At 49.6% G+C, this 21666-nt stretch carries 15 protein-coding genes; 7 read left to right on the top strand and 8 right to left on the bottom strand.

The features are described from left to right. Positions 1 to 101 precede the first annotated feature (101 nt). The 4 genes from IEX81_RS08645 to IEX81_RS08630 all read left to right on the top strand — a co-directional run bounded on the left by IEX81_RS08645 (position 102) and on the right by IEX81_RS08630 (position 4655). A complete protein-coding gene (locus tag IEX81_RS08645) occupies positions 102 to 1382 on the top strand; it encodes a methyl-accepting chemotaxis protein (RefSeq protein ID WP_188802679.1) in 1281 nt (426 codons plus the stop codon). A 222-nt stretch (positions 1383 to 1604) separates the two neighbouring features. Beyond that, positions 1605 to 1883 carry a hypothetical protein gene (locus IEX81_RS08640; protein WP_188802678.1) on the top strand — a complete coding sequence of 93 codons (279 nt, stop codon included), beginning with the start codon at positions 1605 to 1607 and terminating at the stop codon, positions 1881 to 1883. Between the two features lie 569 nt (positions 1884 to 2452). Next, positions 2453 to 3415 carry a group-specific protein gene (locus IEX81_RS08635; protein ID WP_188802677.1) on the top strand — a complete coding sequence of 321 codons (963 nt, stop codon included), beginning with the start codon at positions 2453 to 2455 and terminating at the stop codon, positions 3413 to 3415. A 91-nt stretch (positions 3416 to 3506) separates the two neighbouring features. Continuing rightward, on the top strand, positions 3507 to 4655 hold the full coding sequence (locus tag IEX81_RS08630; RefSeq protein WP_188802676.1) for an HAD family hydrolase: 1149 nt from the start codon (positions 3507 to 3509) through the stop codon (positions 4653 to 4655). Between the two features lie 689 nt (positions 4656 to 5344). Here the strand turns inward: IEX81_RS08630 and serA are convergent. The 3 genes from serA to hisC form a co-directional block, all read right to left on the bottom strand. Beyond that, the gene (gene serA, locus IEX81_RS08625; protein WP_188802675.1) at positions 5345 to 6949 is read right to left on the bottom strand and encodes a phosphoglycerate dehydrogenase; all 1605 of its coding nucleotides are present in this window, start codon (positions 6947 to 6949) and stop codon (positions 5345 to 5347) included. Further along, on the bottom strand, positions 6942 to 8111 hold the full coding sequence (locus IEX81_RS08620; RefSeq protein WP_188802674.1) for a pyridoxal-phosphate-dependent aminotransferase family protein: 1170 nt from the start codon (positions 8109 to 8111) through the stop codon (positions 6942 to 6944). Before IEX81_RS08620 ends, serA begins: the two co-directional genes overlap by 8 nt. A 419-nt stretch (positions 8112 to 8530) precedes the next feature. Next, positions 8531 to 9619, bottom strand: coding sequence for a histidinol-phosphate transaminase (hisC, locus tag IEX81_RS08615; protein WP_188802673.1), 1089 nt, complete (start codon positions 9617 to 9619; stop codon positions 8531 to 8533). A gap of 1122 nt (positions 9620 to 10741) precedes the next feature. Here hisC and IEX81_RS08610 point away from each other — a divergent pair. Continuing rightward, positions 10742 to 11812 (top strand): bifunctional 3-deoxy-7-phosphoheptulonate synthase/chorismate mutase, encoded by a 1071-nt coding sequence (locus IEX81_RS08610; protein WP_188802672.1) that lies wholly within the window; start codon positions 10742 to 10744, stop codon positions 11810 to 11812. A gap of 504 nt (positions 11813 to 12316) precedes the next feature. Then, positions 12317 to 13162 carry a MurR/RpiR family transcriptional regulator gene (locus tag IEX81_RS08605; protein ID WP_188802671.1) on the top strand — a complete coding sequence of 282 codons (846 nt, stop codon included), beginning with the start codon at positions 12317 to 12319 and terminating at the stop codon, positions 13160 to 13162. A gap of 257 nt (positions 13163 to 13419) precedes the next feature. Here IEX81_RS08605 and thrB read toward each other — a convergent pair whose 3' ends face one another. From thrB to IEX81_RS08590, 3 genes are read right to left on the bottom strand one after another with little or no spacing between them, the layout of a single operon-like run. Continuing rightward, positions 13420 to 14325 (bottom strand): homoserine kinase, encoded by a 906-nt coding sequence (gene thrB / locus IEX81_RS08600; protein ID WP_188802670.1) that lies wholly within the window; start codon positions 14323 to 14325, stop codon positions 13420 to 13422. Beyond that, on the bottom strand, positions 14322 to 15380 hold the full coding sequence (gene thrC / locus IEX81_RS08595) for a threonine synthase (RefSeq protein ID WP_188802669.1): 1059 nt from the start codon (positions 15378 to 15380) through the stop codon (positions 14322 to 14324). Before thrC ends, thrB begins: the two co-directional genes overlap by 4 nt. Before the next feature lie 4 nt (positions 15381 to 15384). After that, on the bottom strand, positions 15385 to 16671 hold the full coding sequence (locus IEX81_RS08590) for a homoserine dehydrogenase (RefSeq protein WP_188802668.1): 1287 nt from the start codon (positions 16669 to 16671) through the stop codon (positions 15385 to 15387). 710 nt (positions 16672 to 17381) lie between these two features. Between IEX81_RS08590 and IEX81_RS08585 the strand changes: the two genes are divergently transcribed. Then, the gene (locus IEX81_RS08585; RefSeq protein ID WP_188802667.1) at positions 17382 to 17915 is read left to right on the top strand and encodes a hypothetical protein; all 534 of its coding nucleotides are present in this window, start codon (positions 17382 to 17384) and stop codon (positions 17913 to 17915) included. 20 nt (positions 17916 to 17935) lie between these two features. Here IEX81_RS08585 and IEX81_RS08580 read toward each other — a convergent pair whose 3' ends face one another. Beyond that, on the bottom strand, positions 17936 to 18502 hold the full coding sequence (locus IEX81_RS08580) for a hypothetical protein (protein ID WP_188802666.1): 567 nt from the start codon (positions 18500 to 18502) through the stop codon (positions 17936 to 17938). 2 nt (positions 18503 to 18504) lie between these two features. Next, positions 18505 to 21561, bottom strand: coding sequence for a DEAD/DEAH box helicase (locus tag IEX81_RS08575; RefSeq protein WP_188802665.1), 3057 nt, complete (start codon positions 21559 to 21561; stop codon positions 18505 to 18507). Positions 21562 to 21666 lie beyond the last annotated feature (105 nt).

The following is a 21666-nucleotide window of genomic DNA, read 5'->3' as shown; positions in this document are numbered from 1 at the left end:
CTATAAAATAAAGGTGCGTGTCATCTTTTTTCTTATGAAAATAATAAAGCGGTTACATTACGCGGACTATTTAAAAATAAAGGAATAAAGGTGATTGAACAATGAAGAGCTGGAAGTTCGGTCTGGCTAAAAAAATAGTGTTGGGAATGGTGGCCGTTGCGGTTATCACTTACGGAACGAGCGCTTGCTTTATTTTCTTGTTGGGCCCGTTTTTTTTCGGATTCATGCCTGCCTGGCTGTTTGATTTGCTGACGCTGCTTCTCGGCGTGATCTGGTCGGGCATCCTGGGTTACTTTGCGGCACGCCGTCTGACCGGAACACTAGAGGAAATCGGGGGGAAAATTAAGGAAGCCGCCAGGGGACGGTTGGATATCGAAATACCGACAAAGCGCTCGCACGATGAAATCGAAACGCTCAGCGAGGGACTGGGCAGAATGATCGGCTATCTGAAAAAAATTGTGAAAAGTATTCAGTCGCACACATTCAGCACATTTCAGCGGATCGACAAACTGAACCAGTCTTCTGAGGAAATTTCCGACGCAGCAAAGAATGTAACCGTGCGCATGAACAAGATTAAAGAAGGGGCCGCGAATGAGGCTGCCGCGTCGGACAGTGTGCTGAATCTGGTACAGGAAAGCCTCCGACTATCGGGGTCGATCAGAGAAAGCGCCCGGCACTCCCAAAGTCTTGCAACCCAAATGATCACACAGCTGAATGTCAGTTCAAAGTCTGTCCGCGATCTGATTGAGGGCATTCATCACGTGAATCATTCAAATGAAACGATGTCCGAGCAGACTGACGAGCTTGAAAAACATGCGCAGAATATCGGAAAAATTGTCGGGAAGGTTTCCGATATCGCTGAACAGACCCAGATGCTTGCATTAAACGCCAATATCGAAGCGGCCCGTGCCGGAGAAGCAGGACGCGGTTTTGCCGTCGTAGCGGCTGAGGTTCAAAAACTTGCTTCAGAAAGCGCCCGGTCGGCTGCCGTCATTCAAAATGACGTCTTATCGATGCAGCAGAAAGTCGGAGAAACATTAAGCAAAAGCAGGATGCAATCAGCGCTTGGCAGGGAGCAGGTCGAAAGGGCAGAACACACGGAGCAGCAGCTGACAGGAATGAAAGCAGCGATCGACCGTGCTGCCGAGAGTGTCTCGTCCATTTTGCTTCTTGCCGAAAAGCAGCAATCCGGCATGCACGCCATTTCAGAACAGGCGGAAAAGACTGCGGATATCTCAAGGGAGACTTTCAGTACAGTCAGGGAAGTGACCAACGGTGCTCACCTTCAGGAGGAGCAGTTGACCCGTATCCTGAGCTATATTCAGGAATTGTTTGATGATGCGGAAACACTGAATGCTGAAGTCAGCGAGCTGAAAGTTTAAAGGGCTGGTCAATTAACTCATCAATCGTTACCGCAAAGAAAAGATAATGACGGAAGGGCGCACATCCGGTAAAAGATCATCAATGCCGCTCCTGCTTTTGAGCGTACATAGACGCTTCCCGACCGGCCGTTCTTTGTTCATATCAATCGGCATATCCTTGTAAAAGCAGTGTACCGGCTGTTTATGCCGGGCAGGGAATTTCAGGGGCGGGTGAGTACACGGATGATTGAGACCACCGTTTTCCACGGAATATTTGCGGTACTGACGGTACTGCTGATGACCCAGGCAGCCAAGCTTCTGTTTCAGATTAAAGGGGTGCTGACACTGATCACCGCGCTGACTTTTGGTCTTTGCTTTTCAGTATTTATTGAAGGAAGGCACGAGATGAGCGGCATTTTTTTCATGGGCGGATTATACGGACTGGCAGCTGTCGGTCTCTATGCAGCAGCGCGGACCGTTTTCCGCTTATTCCGTTTCAGGAGAGAAGGCCCTTTTCACTAAAAAAGACACAGATGTCCAAAAGCTTACACATTGTCAGCGGATTGGGAACAACGCTCTAAAATGAATCATATAGCAACCCCCATTAGACGTCCGGAAAACGGGCGCCTTTTTTGATGGGCTAAACATCAAAAATCCACTTTATTTGCCCCTTCTCTGAAATAATCAGGAAATCGCCTGCGGCCGTTTTTTAAATTGACCCGTCCGGAAGGTGTTGTATGTTAAAATATAATAGTGGTTTCTCAAGCCGCGGCCGTTTCGTTTGAAAAAGAGGGGCATGATACTCTGAATGCCGTCGGTCTGTCCCAATGTCTTTGAGAAACTGGTTGCAGGTTACTCCATAGTCGTCCTTAAAGAAATATAACCTTTTTTTTCGAAAAAAGGTCGTCGTCCTTGCCGAGTGCTGCGAGCGGCATTAAAATTAGTGCGGCCCCCTTTTATATTGGAAATCCAAAAATAAGCCGGATACTGTGCATCGGCATCAAAAACGTACAAAATAAATAATCAGAGATACTCGTCCGCAAACCTTGCGGTGATTGTCGGACTTGGGTCGAAGCGGAGTTGTTTCGAGAATGGGAAAAAACAAAGAAAATAGCCAGGCCGGAGGATCGGGAAAGAAGAGTTACCAGCTCGTTTTCTGGCTTCTGGTTGCGAAAATTGTTTTTATTCTGATGCTGGTCGGACTTGCTGTATGGCTTATCTATTCTGTCCGCTTTGCAGGAAGCAGTGATCGGTCGGCCGTCCATTTCAACGGAGCATTAGGAAGCGGGTATACCGGAGACGGGAAGAAGTTATGGATCAGTGCATCCTCCGGAATCGTTTCGTACGAAAACGGAATCTGGAAAAAAGAATCGTCGTCCCTAAATCCTGATGGCAGCCAATTTTTACCTATCAAAAACGGATACGTCCGGATTTCTCCGGACGGTATTGAAGGGCAGCAAAAGACGCTTGCCGGTCAAGAAAAGGCCGCGTTTCGCCTTCGCGGAGAGGGGAGCGGAGGGGTCTGGGCGGCTGGCTATGCTTCATCCGCACTCTACCGGCTGAAGGAGAACGAAAATCGGGTGCTCTTTTCTTTTTCAGATGATGGAGGGAGAACATGGATTGAGAAAGAGCTGAATGGGATCCGGGGAAGGATCAATGCCGTGGCGGCTCACCCAAGGAATACGGCCGCATTTGCCGTTGCGACAACTCAGGGGCTGTTCCTCACCGATAACAGAGGGCGGAATTTTCAAACCTATCTGGACGGGCAAAACGTGAGCTGTGTCTCCTACGGATTTGGCTCAAAAGTTTCGCTTCTTGCCGGAACATTCGGGCAGCAGACAGGATTGTACAGCATTATTCCGGATGCGGGCAAGGCAATTAATTTGGATATGGGAACCGTTGAAAGCGACCGGCTCGTCCGGATTGTCCAGAATCCTGTCCATGATCAGGAATCAGTTGTCCTGACGAACAGCGGGGATGCTTACTTAACGGCAAACGGCGGACAAAACTGGGTCGTTCTGGCTCAAAAGGGACGCGGGCTGCCGGGAAAATAAGTGCAGGCGGCTGAATGTTTGGAAAAGACAGACGCACAAAGTGCGCCTTTTATGATACACTGAAAAAAATGACGAGGGGATCGGTGAAGGAATGATTAAGACGGTTTTGTTCGATGTGGATGGTGTTTTCCTGAGCGAGGAACGCTATTTTGATGCATCGGCGCTCACTGTATGGGAAATTTTGATGAGTGCGAATTATCTCGGCCTGAGCGGGGAAAAGACATTCAGGACGGCTTACAGCGACGAGGAAATCGCTGAAATCCGGACTAAAGTTTTTGAAAACGATGATGTGCTGAATTTTATGAAATCCCGCGGCATGAACGCAAACTGGGATATGATTTATATGACGCTGTCCGAACAGCTGATTCATATGACGGCGCAACTGCCGGATGAGATCCGCCATGAAGCGGGGGCGCTGCTTCAGAAACCGATCGACCGGGAGACGCTTGGCACATTCAAGGAGTGGTTCAAAATTCACCCCGTTGAACCGGATTTCGAGCGTTTCTTAACTGATTTCTCCGGAACGAAGGCAACAAAACAAGGGCTGATCCTCTATCTTAATGAGATCGCTGAAAAAAGACTGGGCATTAAAACGGATGTGTTCAAACCGAAGAGCACTTTCTGGCACATCGGCGAGCATGCGTCACAGGAATGGTACGTCGGTGACGAGAACATCCTGACATCGACCGGAGAACCGTCTGTACAGCCCGGGAAGAAGGGCTTTCTGAATGAAGAAGTGACCTTGGCGGAACCAAACTTTATCCGGGAAATGTTTCTGAAGTTTAATGACAATGGTCTCAGTGTCGGAATCGCTACTGGCCGTCCGCGTCTTGAGACGTACAAACCGTTCGGTTATCTGCACTGGCTGGAAACGCTCGACGATAACCATATCGTGACGGCGGATGATGTACTCGCGGCTGAAAAAAAATATGATGCCGCTCCCCTTGCCAAACCTCATCCGTTCACCTATCTGCTGTCGTTCCATGGAAAAGACAGCGAAGTCAGACGATGGACGGCGCGCGAACCCGAAAAATTGCCGAATGGCAGCGAAACGCTGATCGTCGGCGACTCGCTCGCCGACCTGCTCGCGGCTAAGCAGCTCGGCTGCCGGTTCGCCGGCGTCCTGACAGGGCTCTCGGGGGGAAAAGCCCGCGGCGAACTGGAAGCGCACGGCGCAGACTATATTCTTGATTCAGTTGCAGAAGTTAAAGACTTAGTACTGGGCCTGAGAGAAAAATAAGACATAAGAAAAAGGGTCAGTTGCGATAAAACTGATCCTTTTTTGACGTTCAAAATTCCGGGGATTAGTTTCAAAAGAAATCCAGCCCGCGCCGGCGATATAATTCTGCGAGGAGCGATATATTTCTGTGAGCAGCGATATAATTCTGCGGGCGGCGATATAATTCTGCGGGCGGCGATATAATTCTGCGGGCGGCGATATATTTCTGTGAGCGGCGATATAATTCTGTGAGCGGGGATATAATTCTGTGACGGGCGATATAATTCTGCGAGGAGCGATATATTTCTGTGAGCGGCGATATAATTCTGTGAGCGGCGATATAATTCTGCGAGGAGCGATATAATTCTGTGAGCGGCGATATAATTCTGCGGGCGGCGATATAATTCTGCGGGCGGCGATATAATTCTGTGGGCGGCGATATAATTCTGTGACGGGCGATATTTTACACCAAGCTGCTGCGCGTCAGCCGTCTGCGGTCGCAGAATAAACTTTCAGGCAGCCGTTTTTGTTCGATAAACTTTATTGTCAATGATCATAAAGAATCAATTGGAAAGAAAAAACATCCTCTTCGTTTTTCTGAAATCGAAGAGGATGTTTTTTCACCTTGCTGATTGTGTTTCAGAGGAATCCGGGCTATTCAACTCAGGCAGGCTCAAACAAACTGTTTTCTGCCCGAGCCTGAAAATCGTTCAGTTCTCGTCTTCAGGGACGTTCAATTTGACAAACTGTACGTCATGGAGATCAGGAAGCTCCAGAATTTCTTTCCGTGCTGTTTCCGGCATAGGCTTATCAACGGTGAGAATCATGATGGCTTCTCCGCCGATTGCCTGCCGGCCGACGTACATGCTGCCGATGTTGATATGGCTTTTTCCAAGCAGAGAGCCGACATTGCCGATCATGCCCGGCACGTCGACATGCCGGATATACAGCAGATACTCTTCAGGTTCCATATCGAGCCTGTAGCCGTTGATTGAGACGATGCGTCCGCCGAATCCCGGCAGATAGGTGCAGCCGATCGTTGCTTTTTCATCTCCGTGGCTGATCTCCAGTTCGATAAAGTTGGTGAATCCTTTATGAGCCGCATTTTTTTGAACACTGTATGAAAGACTGTGCGCCTTCAGGACCTGCATCACATTAACGATGTTGATGGCCGTATCGAGGTAATAGGAGAGAAGCGCCTTGATCATCTGCCGCGTCAGAAGCCCGGTGTCTTCGAGAAAGAGTTCGCCGAAATAGTTGATTTTGATTTTTTCAGGAGCTTTCTGGAAAATCTGCATCAGAAGCTCGGCCATCTGTTCGCTCAAGACAAGATACGGCTTGATTTTCTGCTGAACAGTAGCAGAAATGTGCGGAAGATTGATGGCGTGCTGTACAGCGCCCGTTGTAAAGATTTCGACGATTTCTTCGCTGACGGACTGAGCCACTTTCTCCTGCGCTTCTTCCGTTGAGGCACCGAGATGAGGCGTCACAATAATATTCGGATTGTTTGTCAGCCCTGTGTTTTCCGGCGGTTCGTGTTCAAAGACATCGATCGCCGCTCCGGCCACATGTCCGCTGTTTACTGCGTCGACAAGCGCCTGCTCGTCGATGATACCGCCGCGCGCGCAGTTGACCAGGCGCACGCCCTTCTTCGTTTTCGCAAGGTAAGCGGCGTCAATCAATCCGCGTGTTTCGGCGGTTAAAGGAGTGTGCACAGTAATGAAGTCGGCCTTTTCTGCAATCTCGTCAAGGCTGGCCTTAATAATGCCGAGCTTTTTCGCGCGATCCTCGGTGAGAAAGGGATCGTAACCGAGGATATTCATTTGGAAACCTTTCGCACGCTTGGCCACTTCTGTTCCGATGCGGCCCATGCCAACGACGCCCAGTGTTTTCTGGTAGAGCTCGACGCCTTTAAAATGTTTGCGGTCCCAGCGTCCGGAGGTCAGAGAACCGTAGGCCTGCGGGATGTTGCGGGCAAGCGAGAGCATCATGGCGAGTGTGTGTTCCGTTGCGGCAATTGTGTTTCCGGCCGGAGCATTGATCACGATGATCCCTTTTTCTGTTGCAGCATCAATGTTGATGTTGTCAACCCCGACCCCGGCGCGAGCGATGACTTTCAGTCGATCCGCCGCCTGAATCACTTCTCTTGTAACCTGTGTCTGGCTGCGGACAATCAGTGCATCATAGTCTTTTATCTTATCAATCAGTTCATCGGGAGTCAGGTTCGTCCGCTGCTCCACATCAAATTCCTGGTGGGCGTGGAGCGCCTGAAGCCCCGTTTCGCTGATTGGATCAGTAACAATAACCTTAAACATTTTGGCTCCAGACCTCCTCAGCCTTTCTCACCGCAGCACCAAACCGCGGTTCTTGTCCGAATTTTACAAGCGTCAGTTCGAGGGCAGTCAGCACCTTGATGACATCAAACGGTGTGCAGTAGCCCATATGACCGATTCGGAAAATCTTTCCTTTCAGATCTTTCTGGCCGCCCGCAATGGTGATCGAAAAATCTTTCTTCAACGCCTTCTGAATATCAGGGGCGGATAAGGCGTCGGGCTTAACCGCCGTAACGGTCGGAGAGGCATCCGCGTCACTGGTTAAGAGAGGAAGGCCAAGTTCTCTGATTCCTGCGCGCATCATGTCCCTCAGCAAATTGTGGCGCCTGATGACATTTTCCCATCCTTCTTCTTCGATCATGGCGCACACTTCCCTGGCGCCGGCGATTAGCGAGACAGCCGGGGTAAACGGCGTCGATTTTTGCTCGTTATAAGCTTTCACATAGCGGTTGAGATCGAGATAAAAGCGTTTCGTAGGGCAATTTTTTATGGCATCAAGGCCTTTATCGCTGAAAGCAACGAAAGCGAGACCGGGGGGGAGCATCAGGGCTTTCTGAGAACTGGTGACCAGAATATCGATGTGGTCGGCTTCCATGTCAACCGGAACCCCACCGATGCAGCTGACCCCGTCGACAATAAAGAGCGCATCTGTCAGGCGTCTGACCACTTCGCCAAGCGCACCGATCGGATTCAGAACGCCTGTGGACGTTTCATTGAAGGTTGCGAAAACCGCTTTGATCGGCGCGCCGGAAAGTCCGTTCAAGAATTCTTCCAACTGTTCCGGCGAACAGGACTTTCCCCACTCGATATTCAGACGTTCGACATTCACACCGTAGTTTTCGGCAATGGAAGCCAGACGGTCGCCGAAGGATCCGGCAACAATGACAACAGCGTGATCGCCTTCTGTGACCGAATTGACGACTGCGGCTTCAAGAGCGGAGGTGCCGCTGCTTGTCAGAGCGTAAACAGGATGTTTCGTTCCGAATACGGGTTTGAGCCGGGTAGCAACATCTTCAATCAGTACGGAAAAATCGGGGCTGCGGTGCCCGATCATCGGCTGCGCCATTGCAGCGTTGACACGATTCGGAATCGGGGTCGGACCTGGAGTAAACAAGTAAGTCTGATCTAAAAACAAATTGCTCATCCTTTCTGTTTCTCTGTATTTTAATAAATAAAAACGTCCCCCGCAGCATGAGATTCATACTGCGAGGGACGTTGATATCCGTGGTGCCACCCTCATTCACTGCGCGGCAGACATTCTGCTTTCGGCAGTCTCAATGATTTGATAACGGTTTTTAAACCGGAAAGGCCTACTCAGGTGTTCAGCCAGTCTGTTCCGAAGGGCTAAAACGATGGAAACAGCACCGGTTCACAGCGAACGCCGGCTCTCTGTCTGCTTGTTTCCACCGTCTCTTGTCTTCATCATGACATTTTATGCGATAATTCAAGAAGTGATTGTGAACAAATTGTAACAGCTAAATACTATTTTGTAAAGAAAAATATTTTTCTATTTTCTGAAAGGCGAAAGAAATACCGTTCATAGGGCGCTTGAAACGCTGAAAATCAGATGCTTGGTTTGGAAGATGTTTCGGATAGCGCCGTCTCCAGAACGGCAAGCAGTTCCTTCATATCATCCATTTTTCCGATTGTAATCCGAACACCATCCTGAAACGGATTAATCAGAAATCCCTTTTTCTTGCACTGTTCGGCAACGCCTTTAGGGTCGCCTGCTTTGATATAGATAAAGTTTGTCTGTGTCGGATAGTAGGGAATTTTCCGATCATCAAGAAAAGCGGTCGTCATTGCGAGAACTTCCTGATTCTTCCGCGTGCAGTCCTTCATAAAATCGATATCCTGCAAAGCAGCAAAAGCGGCTACCTGGCTGAGCCGCGGATTATTGAAGGGCGGCCGGACTTTGTCGATTTCGTCGATCAGCCGCGATTGACCGATCGCATAGCCGATCCGGAAAGAAGCCAGACCAAACGATTTTGAGAAAGTCCTGAGCACAACAATGTTCGGATGATCCTTAAGCAAGTCGAGTGAACGGGGGAAGTCTCCGGCGGTAACGAAATCGATGTAAGCCTCGTCAAGAACGATGACCACGTCCTCCGGCACCTTTTCGACGAAGTCGGCCAGCTCGCGATCATTGATATAAGTTCCTGTAGGATTATTCGGATTGCAGATCCAGACTACTTTTGTCGCTTCGTCAACAGCGGCCAGCATGCCACTGAGGTCATGCCTCCCGTCAGCGTCACATGGGACTTTCTTTGGCTCTGCCCCTTCGATTTGCGCGTGACAGTAATATTCATAAAAAGTCGGCCATGCCATGACAATATTGTCGCCGGATGCAAGAAAAGTCCGGCTGATCAGGACAATGATCTCATCAAGCCCGCTGCCAAAAAGAAATTGTTCTTCCCGAACGTTCAGCATCCACGACAGTTCGCTCCGGACATCCTGATCCCTGCAGTCCGGATAGAGAGCGGGAAGAAGCGCGGCCTGGGCGATTGCTTCGCCAACTTTGGGAGAAGCCCCGTACACATTTTCATTGGAATCAAGCTTGACAAGACGCTTCAGTCCATACGTACGTTTTATCTCCTCGACAGACGGACCAGGACTGTAGGCTCTCAAGTTGGCCAGATTTTCTTTGAACATCTGAAACACTCCTTCTCTGAGGATAAAAAATAAGTAAGATTCATAGTAAATTGCTGAAAAGCGGGGAGGGGAGGCGCGTTTCCGGATATAAAAATAGCCCTGCCGAAGCAGGGACGTCTATTGCGCGGTACCACCCATTTTGCGAAATCAGTCATTCGCCGCTTTGCCGGGGTAACGGCCGGAACCGTCTTTTTTTACTTGCGGCGGGGGGCCGCGTTGGAAAAAGAAGCGTGAGAACAAAAATAAATGAGAATCACTCTACTAAGCCTGCCGGTTGACAATTTGTGACGCAGATTGTCCGTCGGCGGGTTCGCCGCTTAAAAGATTCCGATTATTAAACCGTCTCGAAAAGGAATGAAATTCAAACAGTGCCTGCTGCCGGCTCCCACCATACACCGGCTCTCTTTGTTAAGCGGGCAAAGTTCTACTGACAACCTTTTATCGCCAAACAGCTTCATCATTTTGTTATCTAAGTTTTATCATGTAATTTTAAAAAAGTAAAGCCCAATTTCGGCCCGCAGAATACTATGAAAAATGTAAAGAAAACTTGCCGACTGGCAAGCCGTCAGGCGCAGCCAGAGGCTTAGTTGCCCTAACACTAAATTCCTCTGATTTTTAATTAGAAATTGTGTAAAGAAAACTGCCGACTGGCAAGCCGTCGGGCGCAGCCAGAGGCTTAGTTGCCCTTACACTAAATCCCTCTAATTTTTTAATTAGAAATTGTGTAAAGAAAACTTGCCGTCAGGCGCAGCCAGAGGCTTAGTTGCGACGGCTAGGAGGGCCAAGTGCCGAACATGCTACAGGAAGTGGCGTTATGTTCGGCCCCTAACACTAAATTCCTCTGATTTTTTAATTAGAAATTGTGTAAAGAAAACTTGCCGACTGGCAAGCCGTCGGGCGCAACCGAAGAAATAGCTGTGACATATAGTATAGAAAACAAGACAAAAAGCTGATTTAAATTCAGAAACATACTCGCTTTAGCGATTTTAAGCATAAACCTGTTAAATTGTGAAAATATAAACGTTGACTTTTTCCGTAAAATCGACTATCTTTTGATATTAATCACTGTCCTAAAATTTGATAAGAGAGAAAAGGATAACAATAAACTGGGAGGATAAGAAAATGACAAATCATCGCCTCGAGGAGCTGCGAACGCAGATTGACGGGCTCGACATGCAGCTGCTGGATCTGCTCAATCGCCGCGCGGTCATTGTTGAAGAAATCGGAAAAGAAAAGGAAAAACAGGGGACGATAAAGTATGATCCCGTTCGGGAAAGGGAACTGCTTGACCGGGTAGCGGCAAACAATCAGGGGCCGTTTTCGACAGAAACATTGCAGCATCTGTTTAAACAGATCTTCAAGATCAGCCTGCAGCTTCAGGAAAGCGACAACAGCGAAATGCTGCTTGTTTCGCGGAAACGCCACCCGCAAGACACAATTGTCGATATCCGCGGGCAGAAAATCGGCGATGGAAACAAGTATTTTGTCGCCGGTCCATGTTCGGTTGAAAGTGAGGAACAGGTCCGTGCAACAGCAAGAGAGATCAAAAGACATGGCCTGACACTTTTGCGCGGCGGCGCGTTTAAGCCCCGAACTTCACCCTATGATTTCCAGGGCCTGGGTGAAGAAGGATTGAAAATTCTGAGAAAGGTAGCCGACGAGTTCGGTTTGTCCGTCATCAGCGAGATTATGGCGCCTGAGGACGTCGAGATGAGTCTGAAGTACGTCGACGTCATTCAGGTTGGAGCACGAAACATGCAGAATTTTAATCTTCTCAAGGCTGTCGGACGGGTGAAGAAACCGGTGCTCTTAAAGCGCGGACTCGCCGCGACCATTGAAGAATTCAAGTATGCTGCAGAGTATATTCTGTCGCAGGGGAATGATCAGGTCATTTTGTGCGAGCGCGGTATACGGACGTACGAACGGGCGACACGCAACACGCTTGATATAACCGCCGTGCCGATTCTGAAACAGGAAACCCACTTGCCCGTTGCCGTGGACGTGACGCATTCAACCGGCCGCCGCGACATCATGATTCCCGCTGCAAAAGCAGCGATCGCGATCGGCGCGGATATGGTTATGGCAGAGGTACATCCGGATCCGGCGGTCGCGCTTTCCGATTCACAGCAGCAGATGGACTTCCCGCAGTTCGACACCTTCATGGACGCGCTGAAACCAGTTGTCTTTTCCTGATTACGTAAAAACAATAGAAAGCAGCGGACCTGCCTTGAAGACCGTCCGCTGCTTAAGACAATGCCGTGCGGCTGATCCATCGCGCGGCATTGTTTATTGCTAAAAACGGATGCTTGCACTGGAGCGAGAATGTTGTATCGGAGTGAAACGTCAGCTTCTATAGATCGTCCGCGATCATTTCTTGTGAGGCACGGCCTCCGGAGGGATTAATCGATCGTTCTGCAGATTATATCGGTCGTCGCAAAGGATTAATCGGTCGTTCTGCAGATTTATCGGTCGTCGCAAGGGATTTATCGGTCGTTCTGCAGATTTTATCAGTCGCCGGAGTTAATCGATCATCGGGCGGAACTTATCAGCCGTCATGCTGCCTTATTTATGAGTCTGGGGATTGATCAACTAACAGAACCAATTTTTCTTTAAACCAAGCAAGCGTTTACAGAAAATTATTTTCAAATGAAAGCGTTTGATGTACAATAAATACATAAGAGAGGGAGGGGAAGTAAAGTGACGGAACACCAATGCACGATACGGATTCAGTCTGCCTACCCGCACTTAAGCGAGAAGGAGAGAATTATTGCAGATTATATTTTAAATCATCCTGAAGAAACAATCCATAGCAGTATCAATCAGGTTTCGGCCAGGCTCAAGGTAGCTGATGCGACCGTTTTTCGTTTTTGCAGACGTTTGGAGTTCAAGGGATTTCAGGAAATGAAAATTGTGCTTGCTGCGGATATCGCACAAAATCAGCGCCTTGAGCAGACGGCAAAAAAGTATCCTGAAGACGAGACGATGAGCCTTGCGGAAAGCGTCTTTCAGGCTAATGTGCGCACATTGCAGAACACGTTCCAGATATTGAACAGTGCTTCCTTCAAGAAGGCTGTCGAGCTGATGAGCCGGTCGGAAAAAATCGCCTTTTTTGGAAGCAGCGGTTCGTCGATGATTGCACAGGATGCCCATCATAAATTTGTCCGGGCGGGGGTTCTGACGTATGCGCCAAGCGACGGAGAATTTCAACTGCTTTCGGCTTCTCAGCTGACGGAACGGGATGCGGCGTTATTCATTTCTTATTCGGCTGCCGACAAGCATCTTCTTCAGGTTGCCAGGGCGGCAAAAGCAAAGGGGTGCCCGACCATCGGACTGACCGGTTTTATGAAATCCGCTCTCGCTGATTTTGTGGATGTGACACTTCACACGGTTTCCGTCGCGACGGACTTCAGATCGGAATCATTTGTCGCGCGCGCAGCTCAGTTGACATTAATTGACGCCTTGTTTGTCAATGTCATGAAGAGGAAGCAGCAGAAAAAGTTGAAGCCGGTCAGTCAAATGGAAGATGCATTGGTGCAGGGCTGATTGAATCAACCACTATTATGCAATCGTTTGCAAAAAAATCATCCGACTTTTTGCTGCTTTATGGATGGAGCAGGGATAGAACGGATTATTGAGAACGAATGAAAAAAAAGATCACGTACAAGACGCCAAGAAGAACAGCGAAAAAAAAGATGAAGCCCCATCCGATTTTTACTCTCACAAAAAAAGCCTCCTTTTTGCATTAGTTTAAGCAAAAAGGGAGGCTTTTATGTAGGACGTATCTTAAGCTGCGGGTTCCATCAGCTCAGGGAAGAGATGCTGACTTGCACGCCTTCGCCGACCGGACTGAGAATAGCGCACTCGTCTTCCGGAAAAGCGGACTGCAGGCTGGCCTGAACGGCTGCGCTTTTTATTTTTGGCGCAAGAGACATGAGCGTAGGCCCCGCCCCGCTCAGAAAGGTTCCGTATGCACCCGCTTCACGTGCCATCTGCGAGATCTTGTCCAAATTTGGGATCAGCGGGGCCCTGTAGGGCTGATGAAAGCGGTCGCTTTCCATCATTTTTCCGGCAAGCTCTCCGTCATTGGTGAGCAGGGCACAAATCAGCACGTTGGCGACGCTGCTGCCTTCTATGGCATCTCTGAAGGTGAGTGAAGGCGGAAGGACGTGGCGGGCATCGCTCGTTTTCAGTTCACAATTCGGTATGAGTGCTACGAAGTCGAATTCCGGAACGGGAAGTCTGGCACTGTGTACTCCGGTTTCCGATTGTGTCGATACGACCAGTCCGCCAAATAAGGAAGCTGTGACATTGTCAGGATGACCCTCGATACTGCAGGCAATCCAGGCCTTTTCATCGATGGAAAGGCGGAGATCAAGAAGAAGATCGACAAGCTCAATACCCGCTATAATTGCCGCGCCGCTGCTGCCCAGACCTCGCGCGAGCGGAATGTCGCTCAGTACATCGACCGAGTAGGGCGGCAATTTGCCCTGGCGGCTCTCAGCCAGCTTTTTCGCGGTTTGATAAATAAGATTGTTATCAAGCTGTGGATGAAATTCCGGCTGGTCAAGATAATGAAACTGCCATTTGTCCGCACGCTTTGCGTTTAGAACGAGAAATCTGTTCAGTGCGAGACCGATTGAATCGAAACCGGGACCAAGATTGGCCGTACTACCCGGTACCCTGATCTGAAAGGCAGGAGGCTTCATTTGGCCACCTGCTGCAGGTGCGCAACAACGGCATGTTCTTCTGCGCCGATCACGGTTGGTTCAATGGACAGCGTGTCCATTGCCGTTGCCGGATCTTTCAGACCGTTTCCGGTCAGGATACAGACAATCTTTGATCCCTTTCGTATTTTCCCGGCCTTGATATGTTTGATCAGGCCGGCGATCGAGGCGCAAGATGCGGGCTCGGCGAAAACCCCTTCCGTCCGAGCGATCAATTTATAAGCATCGATAATCTGTTCATCGGTAACAAAATCGATTTCGCCGTGGGACTCTTTCTCCGCAGCGACCGCCAGCTTCCAACTGGCGGGATTGCCGATTCGGATGGCAGTGGCGATCGTTTCCGGGTGTTCAATGACTTTGTTTTTGACGATCGCGGCCGCTCCCTCAGCTTCAAACCCGTGAATTTCAGGCGGCGCGATCTGCCTGCTGTCCCTCAGTTCCTTGAAGCCCTTCCAGTAAGCGGAAATATTGCCGGCGTTTCCGACAGGGATGCAAAGTATGTCCGGAGCGGATCCGAGCTGTTCGACAATTTCGTAAGCGCCTGTTTTCTGGCCTTCAAGCCGGTATGGGTTGATCGAATTGACAATTGTGAAGTCGGAATGAGCGCCTGTATAGCGGACGATGTCCAGTGCCTGGTCGAAGTTGCCGTTCACTTCAAAGATCTTTGCGCCGTACATCACGGATTGCGCCAGTTTGCCAAGCGCGATCTTCCCCTTTGGAATGACGATGATGCAGTCCATTCCGGCCCGCGCGCTGTATGCTGCAGCCGATGCCGACGTATTGCCGGTCGATGCGCAGATGACCCCCTTGCTGCCGTCTTCTTTTGCTTTGGCGACGGCGAGGAACATCCCGCGGTCTTTGAAGCTTCCGGTCGGATTCAGCCCTTCAAATTTAACGCGGATATCGCAGTCCAGCTCTGCAGAAAGCCGGTCCAGTGGGATCAGCGGTGTGTTGCCCTCAAGCAAAGTGAGACGCGGCGTTTTGTCCGTAACGGGCAGAACGTCCTGATATTTTTCCATAAGTCCTTTCCAAACCATAATCTTATCCCCTCTCAACACGAAAATATTTGGCATTCAAAACAACTTCAAACTTTTTCAGCATATCAAACGACTTTTCAAAGAGGACTTTATGAGCCCTGTGGGTGACGATTGAGACCTCAGCTACATCCTGTCCGATTATCGGTTCCTGATACAGTTTCTCAAGGCTGATTCCCTGTTCCTTGAACAGATCGGTCAGTTTGGAAAACGAGCCGGGCTTGTCTTTCATATGCAGCCGGACGAAAAACTGACTCTCAATCAGGCTGTCTTTTTTGGGATGCATTTCTTTTTTCGGCATAAAAATGTGATGCCCGGTTACTCCAAGCGCCATATTCCGGATGACGGAAAGAAGGTCGGAAACAACGGAGATCGCCGTCGGCCCTTCGCCTGCGCCCGGACCGTAAAACATCGTTTCACCGAGCAGCGATCCATACACATAAATCGCGTTATTCTCATTTTCAACGGAAGCAAGAGGATGCCCGTTCGGAAGCAGGGTCGGCTCCACCCGAACATCGATGTCGCCGTTGCTGACTTCGGCTATCCCGACAAGTTTGATCGTATAGCCGAGCTTTTGGGCATAGACGATGTCCTCGCGAGTAACATCGGTGATGCCTTTGATTTTTACGTCTTCCATTTTGACGGGAATAGAGTAGGCAAGATGGCTGAGAATGACCATTTTTCTTGCGGCGTCCAGCCCTTCAACATCCGAAGTGGGATCCGCCTCGGCGAAACCGAGCCTTTGGGCGGAAACTAGGGATTTTTCATACGACAGGCCCTCATGACTCATTTTACTTAAAATATAATTCGTTGTCCCGTTGACAATCCCGATCATTTTCTGAATGCGGTCCGCCGCAAGACTGTCTGTCAGCGCGCGCAGAATCGGGATGCCGCCGGCAACGCTCGCCTCGTAATAGAGATCGCAGCGGTTCTTCTTTGCTTCAAGCAGAAGCTCCTCGCCGTACTCCGCCATCAGATCCTTGTTTGCCGTGATCACGTTCTTTTTATTTTTCAATGCGCGAAGGATGTAGCGGTATGCCCTGTCGACACCTCCGATCAGTTCAATGACGATATCGATCCCGGGATTGTCGAGGATCTCGTAAACGTCAGTGGTCAATTTTCGGCTGTCGATCAGAACTTTCCTTGGCCTGTTCTTGTTTCGGACGAGTACTTTTTCCAGTTGAATTGCGCAGCCGGTCCGTTCTTCAAGCCTTTCTCTTTCTTTAGTCAGCAGGCGAACCACACCCGTGCCGACCGTCCCGAAGCCAAGCAAGCCGATGGACACCTTATCCAACGCCATCACTCCCCGTCACTCTCTCGATGTTTTGTTAATTCTGCAGACTCCGCGGTTCCGATGAAAACGGATAAAATGGTACACAAACAAAAAAAATCCGCGGCATCCTATTTTTCATTTCATGCAAAAAATTCGAATATCTTTATGTAACTGACATTATAACCCGAAGAATAGGCGACAACAAGGAGATTTTTGTTTTAAAAAAAGTCACAGCGGATCGAGGTAAGGAAGGACAGGCTAAACCTGCCGAGCTAATTGCCCGCCCGTCCGCCAAAAATTAAAAAAGTCAAAAAAATTATGTGAAAAGTCTTGACCGCCGCTTGGAAATGCGTTACCATAACTTCCAACCTCTCAAAAAGGTTGAACAATGACACACTGAAAAAGTGATGACGGGGAATTGTGATGACCGCGTTGACTTGAAGAGAGCCGGGAATGGTGGAAACCGGCAGTCCGCACATTGACGAACCACCCCTGAGTGCCTGTCTGAACGCAGTAAGACCGGCCAAGTGCCTGTCACTTGTTACAAAAAAGACTGAATCATCCGTGATACAGCCGCCGAGCCGATGTTTGCGAGAGCATCGGGAAGCCGGGTGGAACGTGAAAAGAGAACCTTTTCGCCCCTGCATAACAGTTATTCTGTTTAGCCGTGCAGGGCGAAAAGGTTTTTTAATTTTGTCGGTGAAAAATAACGAGCAGTGAGGTGGAAATTGATGAGAAACAGAATCCGTGCGCATTTTTCCAATTTGGCGGCTTTATACGATCGGCTGGCACCGCTGCTTTCCGATCGGAAAATTAAAATTGGGAATGTGACGGTGACAGCTGCAGAAAATCATAGCGGTGCTGTTGCGACGATTGAGACGGGTGCTTCCGGATGTGAGACGGAACTTGCCCGGCTCCGTTCCGGATATTTTGGCGGAGCTGCGGTTGAAGAGGAGAGAGTAGAGAAAACCGGGGAAAAAGAATGGGCCGTGATCAGGATTGCGGCAGGGCAACTTCAGCCTCATGAAAGAAAAGCGCTGGCCGATACTTATCACCTCTCGCTGAGGGATGACGGCGCCGGCGGGACGCTCATTACCGCGGAAGACCGGTCGGACCGTATCGACGCTCTTATTGAGCAGCTTTTACGTTATCGGATTCAAGGCATGTCGCGGACAAGGGTTGGCGGAGAAGAAAATAATAAGCGGTCCGGGGAGCGCTTTGCCCTTGCCGGCGACGGAGACGGCGCTTCAGGCAGCACATTTTGACTGGCTGGCACGCGCTCCGGCTATTTCACCCAATCGCGGATTTGCCGCATAACTCGGGTGGATATCCGGCTGATTTCTTTCTGAAGGTCCGGTCGCAAATGAAGGCTGTCAGCGTCAAAATCGGCAAAAGACGCAGTCTTTTCCTTAGAGAGTTTGCGAAAAAAGGCCAGTTTTCTGTCATAATCCCGTTTATCTGCATCAGGAAGGATCATCGACGGCTGTTCCCGGTTCTTTCGGTCAAGTTCGCTGATCCAGTAAATGACCGCCGCCGCGACGTGTTCACAGGGCATATTGACGGACGTGCAGGTGCAGCGCATGGTCAGATTAACCAAAGGGTCGGGAAGAAAGCGCTCCGGATCGACGGCCTGATTCCATTCATTGAGCCAGGTCACGTTCACCTGATAAAAAGCGAGCTGCCGGTCCTCAACACTCGCATGAATACCTGTGCGCGAAGCGTGGTAATCCCAGACATGGCTGTTTCTGTAAAGATCGATTCCGCGTTCGATCTCATTGGATTGACCGTTTGCTGCAAACCGGCTGAACCAGGCGGAGAGCGGCGCGAGGTGCAACGTTATTGACTTTGCCATAATTAAACGACTCCTTCCCTTAATTTGATCAGGTCAAAAATCTCTTCATCCGTCATTTCGGTCAGCCAGGCGTCGCTTTGACCGAGAATTTGTTTCTGCAATTCTTTTTTACGTTCAATCAGCTGGTCGATCCTTTCTTCAAGAGTGCCTTCGCAGATCAGTTTGTAAACGTGAACGTTTCTGTTTTGCCCGATCCTGTAAGCCCTGTCTGTCGCCTGCTCCTCAACTGCCGGATTCCACCAGCGGTCGTAATGAATGACGTAGCCGGCTTCCGTCAGATTAATGCCGACGCCGCCTGCTTTGAGTGACAGGATAAACAATGTTTTCCCATCTCCGCCTGACTGAAACTGCCGGATCATGTTTTCGCGCTGCTCTGCGCTCAGACTGCCGTGGAGAAAGAGGACAGTGGCATCCGGATAACGGTTCCGGACTTTTTCAAGGAGCAGTTTTCCCATCTGGACATACTGGGTAAACACAAGTACCTTTTCATCGTTACTGAAAAGAGGATCAAGCAAATCGAAAAAAAGCTGCAGCTTGCCTGATTTTTTGCCGTCGTTTTTCTGATCGAGAACAAGCGACGGGTGATCGCAAACCTGTTTGAGCTTTGTCAGCGTCGAGAGGATCAGCCCTTTTCGCTGAATGCCTCCCGCTGCCGCTACATTTTTTGCAAGCCGGTTGACAAATGACTGGTAAAGCGAAGCCTGATCTTTGCTTAAAAAACAGGTTTTTTTGGTTTCAATCTTATCCGGAAGGTCACGAATGATTTTTTTGTCGGTCTTCTCGCGCCGCAGCAGGAACGGCTGAATAATTTTTGTCAGCTGTCCCGCTTTTGAACTGTTGTTCTTTTTCTCAACGGGCCTGATGAACTGCTTGCGAAAACGTTCAAGTGAACCGAGATAGCCCGGGTTAAGAAAATCCATGATTGACCAGAGTTCTTCCAGACGGTTTTCGATCGGCGTTCCGGTCAGCACAAGGCGGTGGGCGGTCCGGACCGGCCGCAGCGCCTGTGTCTTCTGTGCATGCGGATTTTTGATGGCCTGAGCCTCATCAAGAATCACACTTTTCCAATAGATTTGTCCGAGCTGAGGCGCTTCCTTAGTAAAAATGGCATAACTCGTGATCATCACGTCCGACTGCTTAAGCCTGCCGATGAGCGCTTCGCCTTGCAGCCGTGATCCGCCGTGATGCACGTAAATGCTCAAATTCGGAGAGAAAGTATGGAATTCATGCTTCCAGTTAGAGACGAGCGATGTCGGGCAGACAATAAGAGAGGGGCCCTCGAAAGCGAGATCGCCCGGCAGCGGATCGGCCGGCTGCGACTTGCAGTAATCCAGATAAGCGATTGCCTGAACGGTTTTTCCGAGTCCCATGTCATCGGCCAGACACCCGCCGACATGCTGGCGGCGAAGGCCGGCGAGCCAGGCATAGCCCTTTTCCTGATAGGGACGCAGCTGTCCTTTAAATCCTTCGGGCAGCGGGATGTTTTTGATCGGTTTCTTCAAAAGGTGACTGAGATAACTCTCCAATGACGGATCAAGATGAACGGTTATCTTTCTGTTTTTTTTCCGACGGCGTACAGCCTGAAGGCGAAGAGCACCGGCAACGCTCGGCTTTTTGTCGAACAAATCAATTGTATCGCCCATTTCTTCATAAGCCTTCATCATCTGCTTCATCGGTAAATGGATCCACTCGTTCCCGTGACGGATAAAGGACTGGTTTTCTCTGACGAGGCGCATGAAATCGCCGGCACTGAGCTTGATATCTCCGATCGCAATCCTCCAATCATAGTTGATCAGTGAAGCGAGGCTAAACAGGGAATCCTGATTCTCGTCATCCTGACTGATCATCAGATCGATATCAACGGATCGGGAGGCGGCACGGATATTCAGACCGTCCGGAAAAACCAGATCGATTGAAGTGGAAGCAAGTACGTCTTTGCACTGAAAAAGATCGGAAACTTCGGCTGAAGTCAGATAGCCCCGGGAATGTGTGCCGAGAAGCTGAAGCACATCGGCTGGAATCCTGCCCTTTAAAGATCTCAGCTGATCATCGAACCAACTGTTTTTCCGTAAAGACTGAATACGCTGCAGCTGCCTAAGCGGCCGTTCGGTCTGCTGCCCGTTCTGCCAGCCTCGGATCATGATTTCGCAGTCCCATAATGAAGTCGGAGAAAATAAATCATTAGAATCGACCGGTTCAAGTATAATCAGCGCTTTATCAGGTGAAAAATAGAATTCCTGCTGGGCAGTTCTGTAGCTCAGCAGCGCCTTGTTCCACTCCAGTGCTGCTGCAACAGGATGCACCCAGCCGGTCATTTCTGTTTCCAAAATACTGAGTTTTTTAATTTGATCCGGGTCATTTGAAATGATCCACGGTTTCCCAAAGTTATTGAATGGAAGATCCGCCGAAAACCGTTGTTCGAATGAAGGTTTTACAGCCGCGGCTTCTGGAAAGATGCCTTCCTCGCTTACAAGGTCTTTAGAGATATAGCGAATGAGTGTGTTCGTCCAGAAGATGACAATCAAGTGCAGCCACTGCCGGACTTTCTCGTCCTGCAGGTCTGCAATAGACAGTGCAAGACGGGGCAGGCGGCTGAGCCAGTCGGCGAACAGTCCGCTCTGAACGATCAGCTCCGCGTCCGGCATCCATTCGCAGTAATAGCACTGTTCGTGATTTCCCCGTTCAAGTTGGTAGAAAAAGGGATAGAAATGGCCGTTTTCCAATAAAATTTGAATGGCTTCAGCAATCTGGCTGAACCACTGAAATGTTTTACCGGGAAGAATCTCACCGGAATGATCCTTAAGCACACCGTCTTTCATGATTCGGAACGCGCTGCTCATCGTCATGATCACACCGGACACGGCAATCTTTCCGCTTCCGGTGACGAAATTGGCCTGAGAAGGAAAAAAACGGTAAGGCGAACGTTCGCTCAGCCATGACGGCGCAGGTGCGCCGGATGCGAAAGGAAGAGGTTCACCGTTTTTATCAGTCAGCCATAGATAGAAATTCCAGCCGTTTTCGATGTGCGGCACGAAAGTCATCTGAAGATAGCGATTCATCATGCAGATCTCCTTTTTTAGAAAAAGGTAAAAATAAAAGATAAAATCCAGGCGTTGACACGCGCAGACGGTTGCCAGGTCAACCTGCGGATGAAGCAATTAAAT

The sequence above is a fragment of the Sporolactobacillus putidus genome (assembly GCF_014647035.1).
Classification (GTDB): Bacteria; Bacillota; Bacilli; order Bacillales; family Sporolactobacillaceae; genus Sporolactobacillus; species Sporolactobacillus putidus.
Note: the sequence above shows the minus strand (reverse complement) of the source record. Positions and strands in the feature narration are given on the sequence as shown.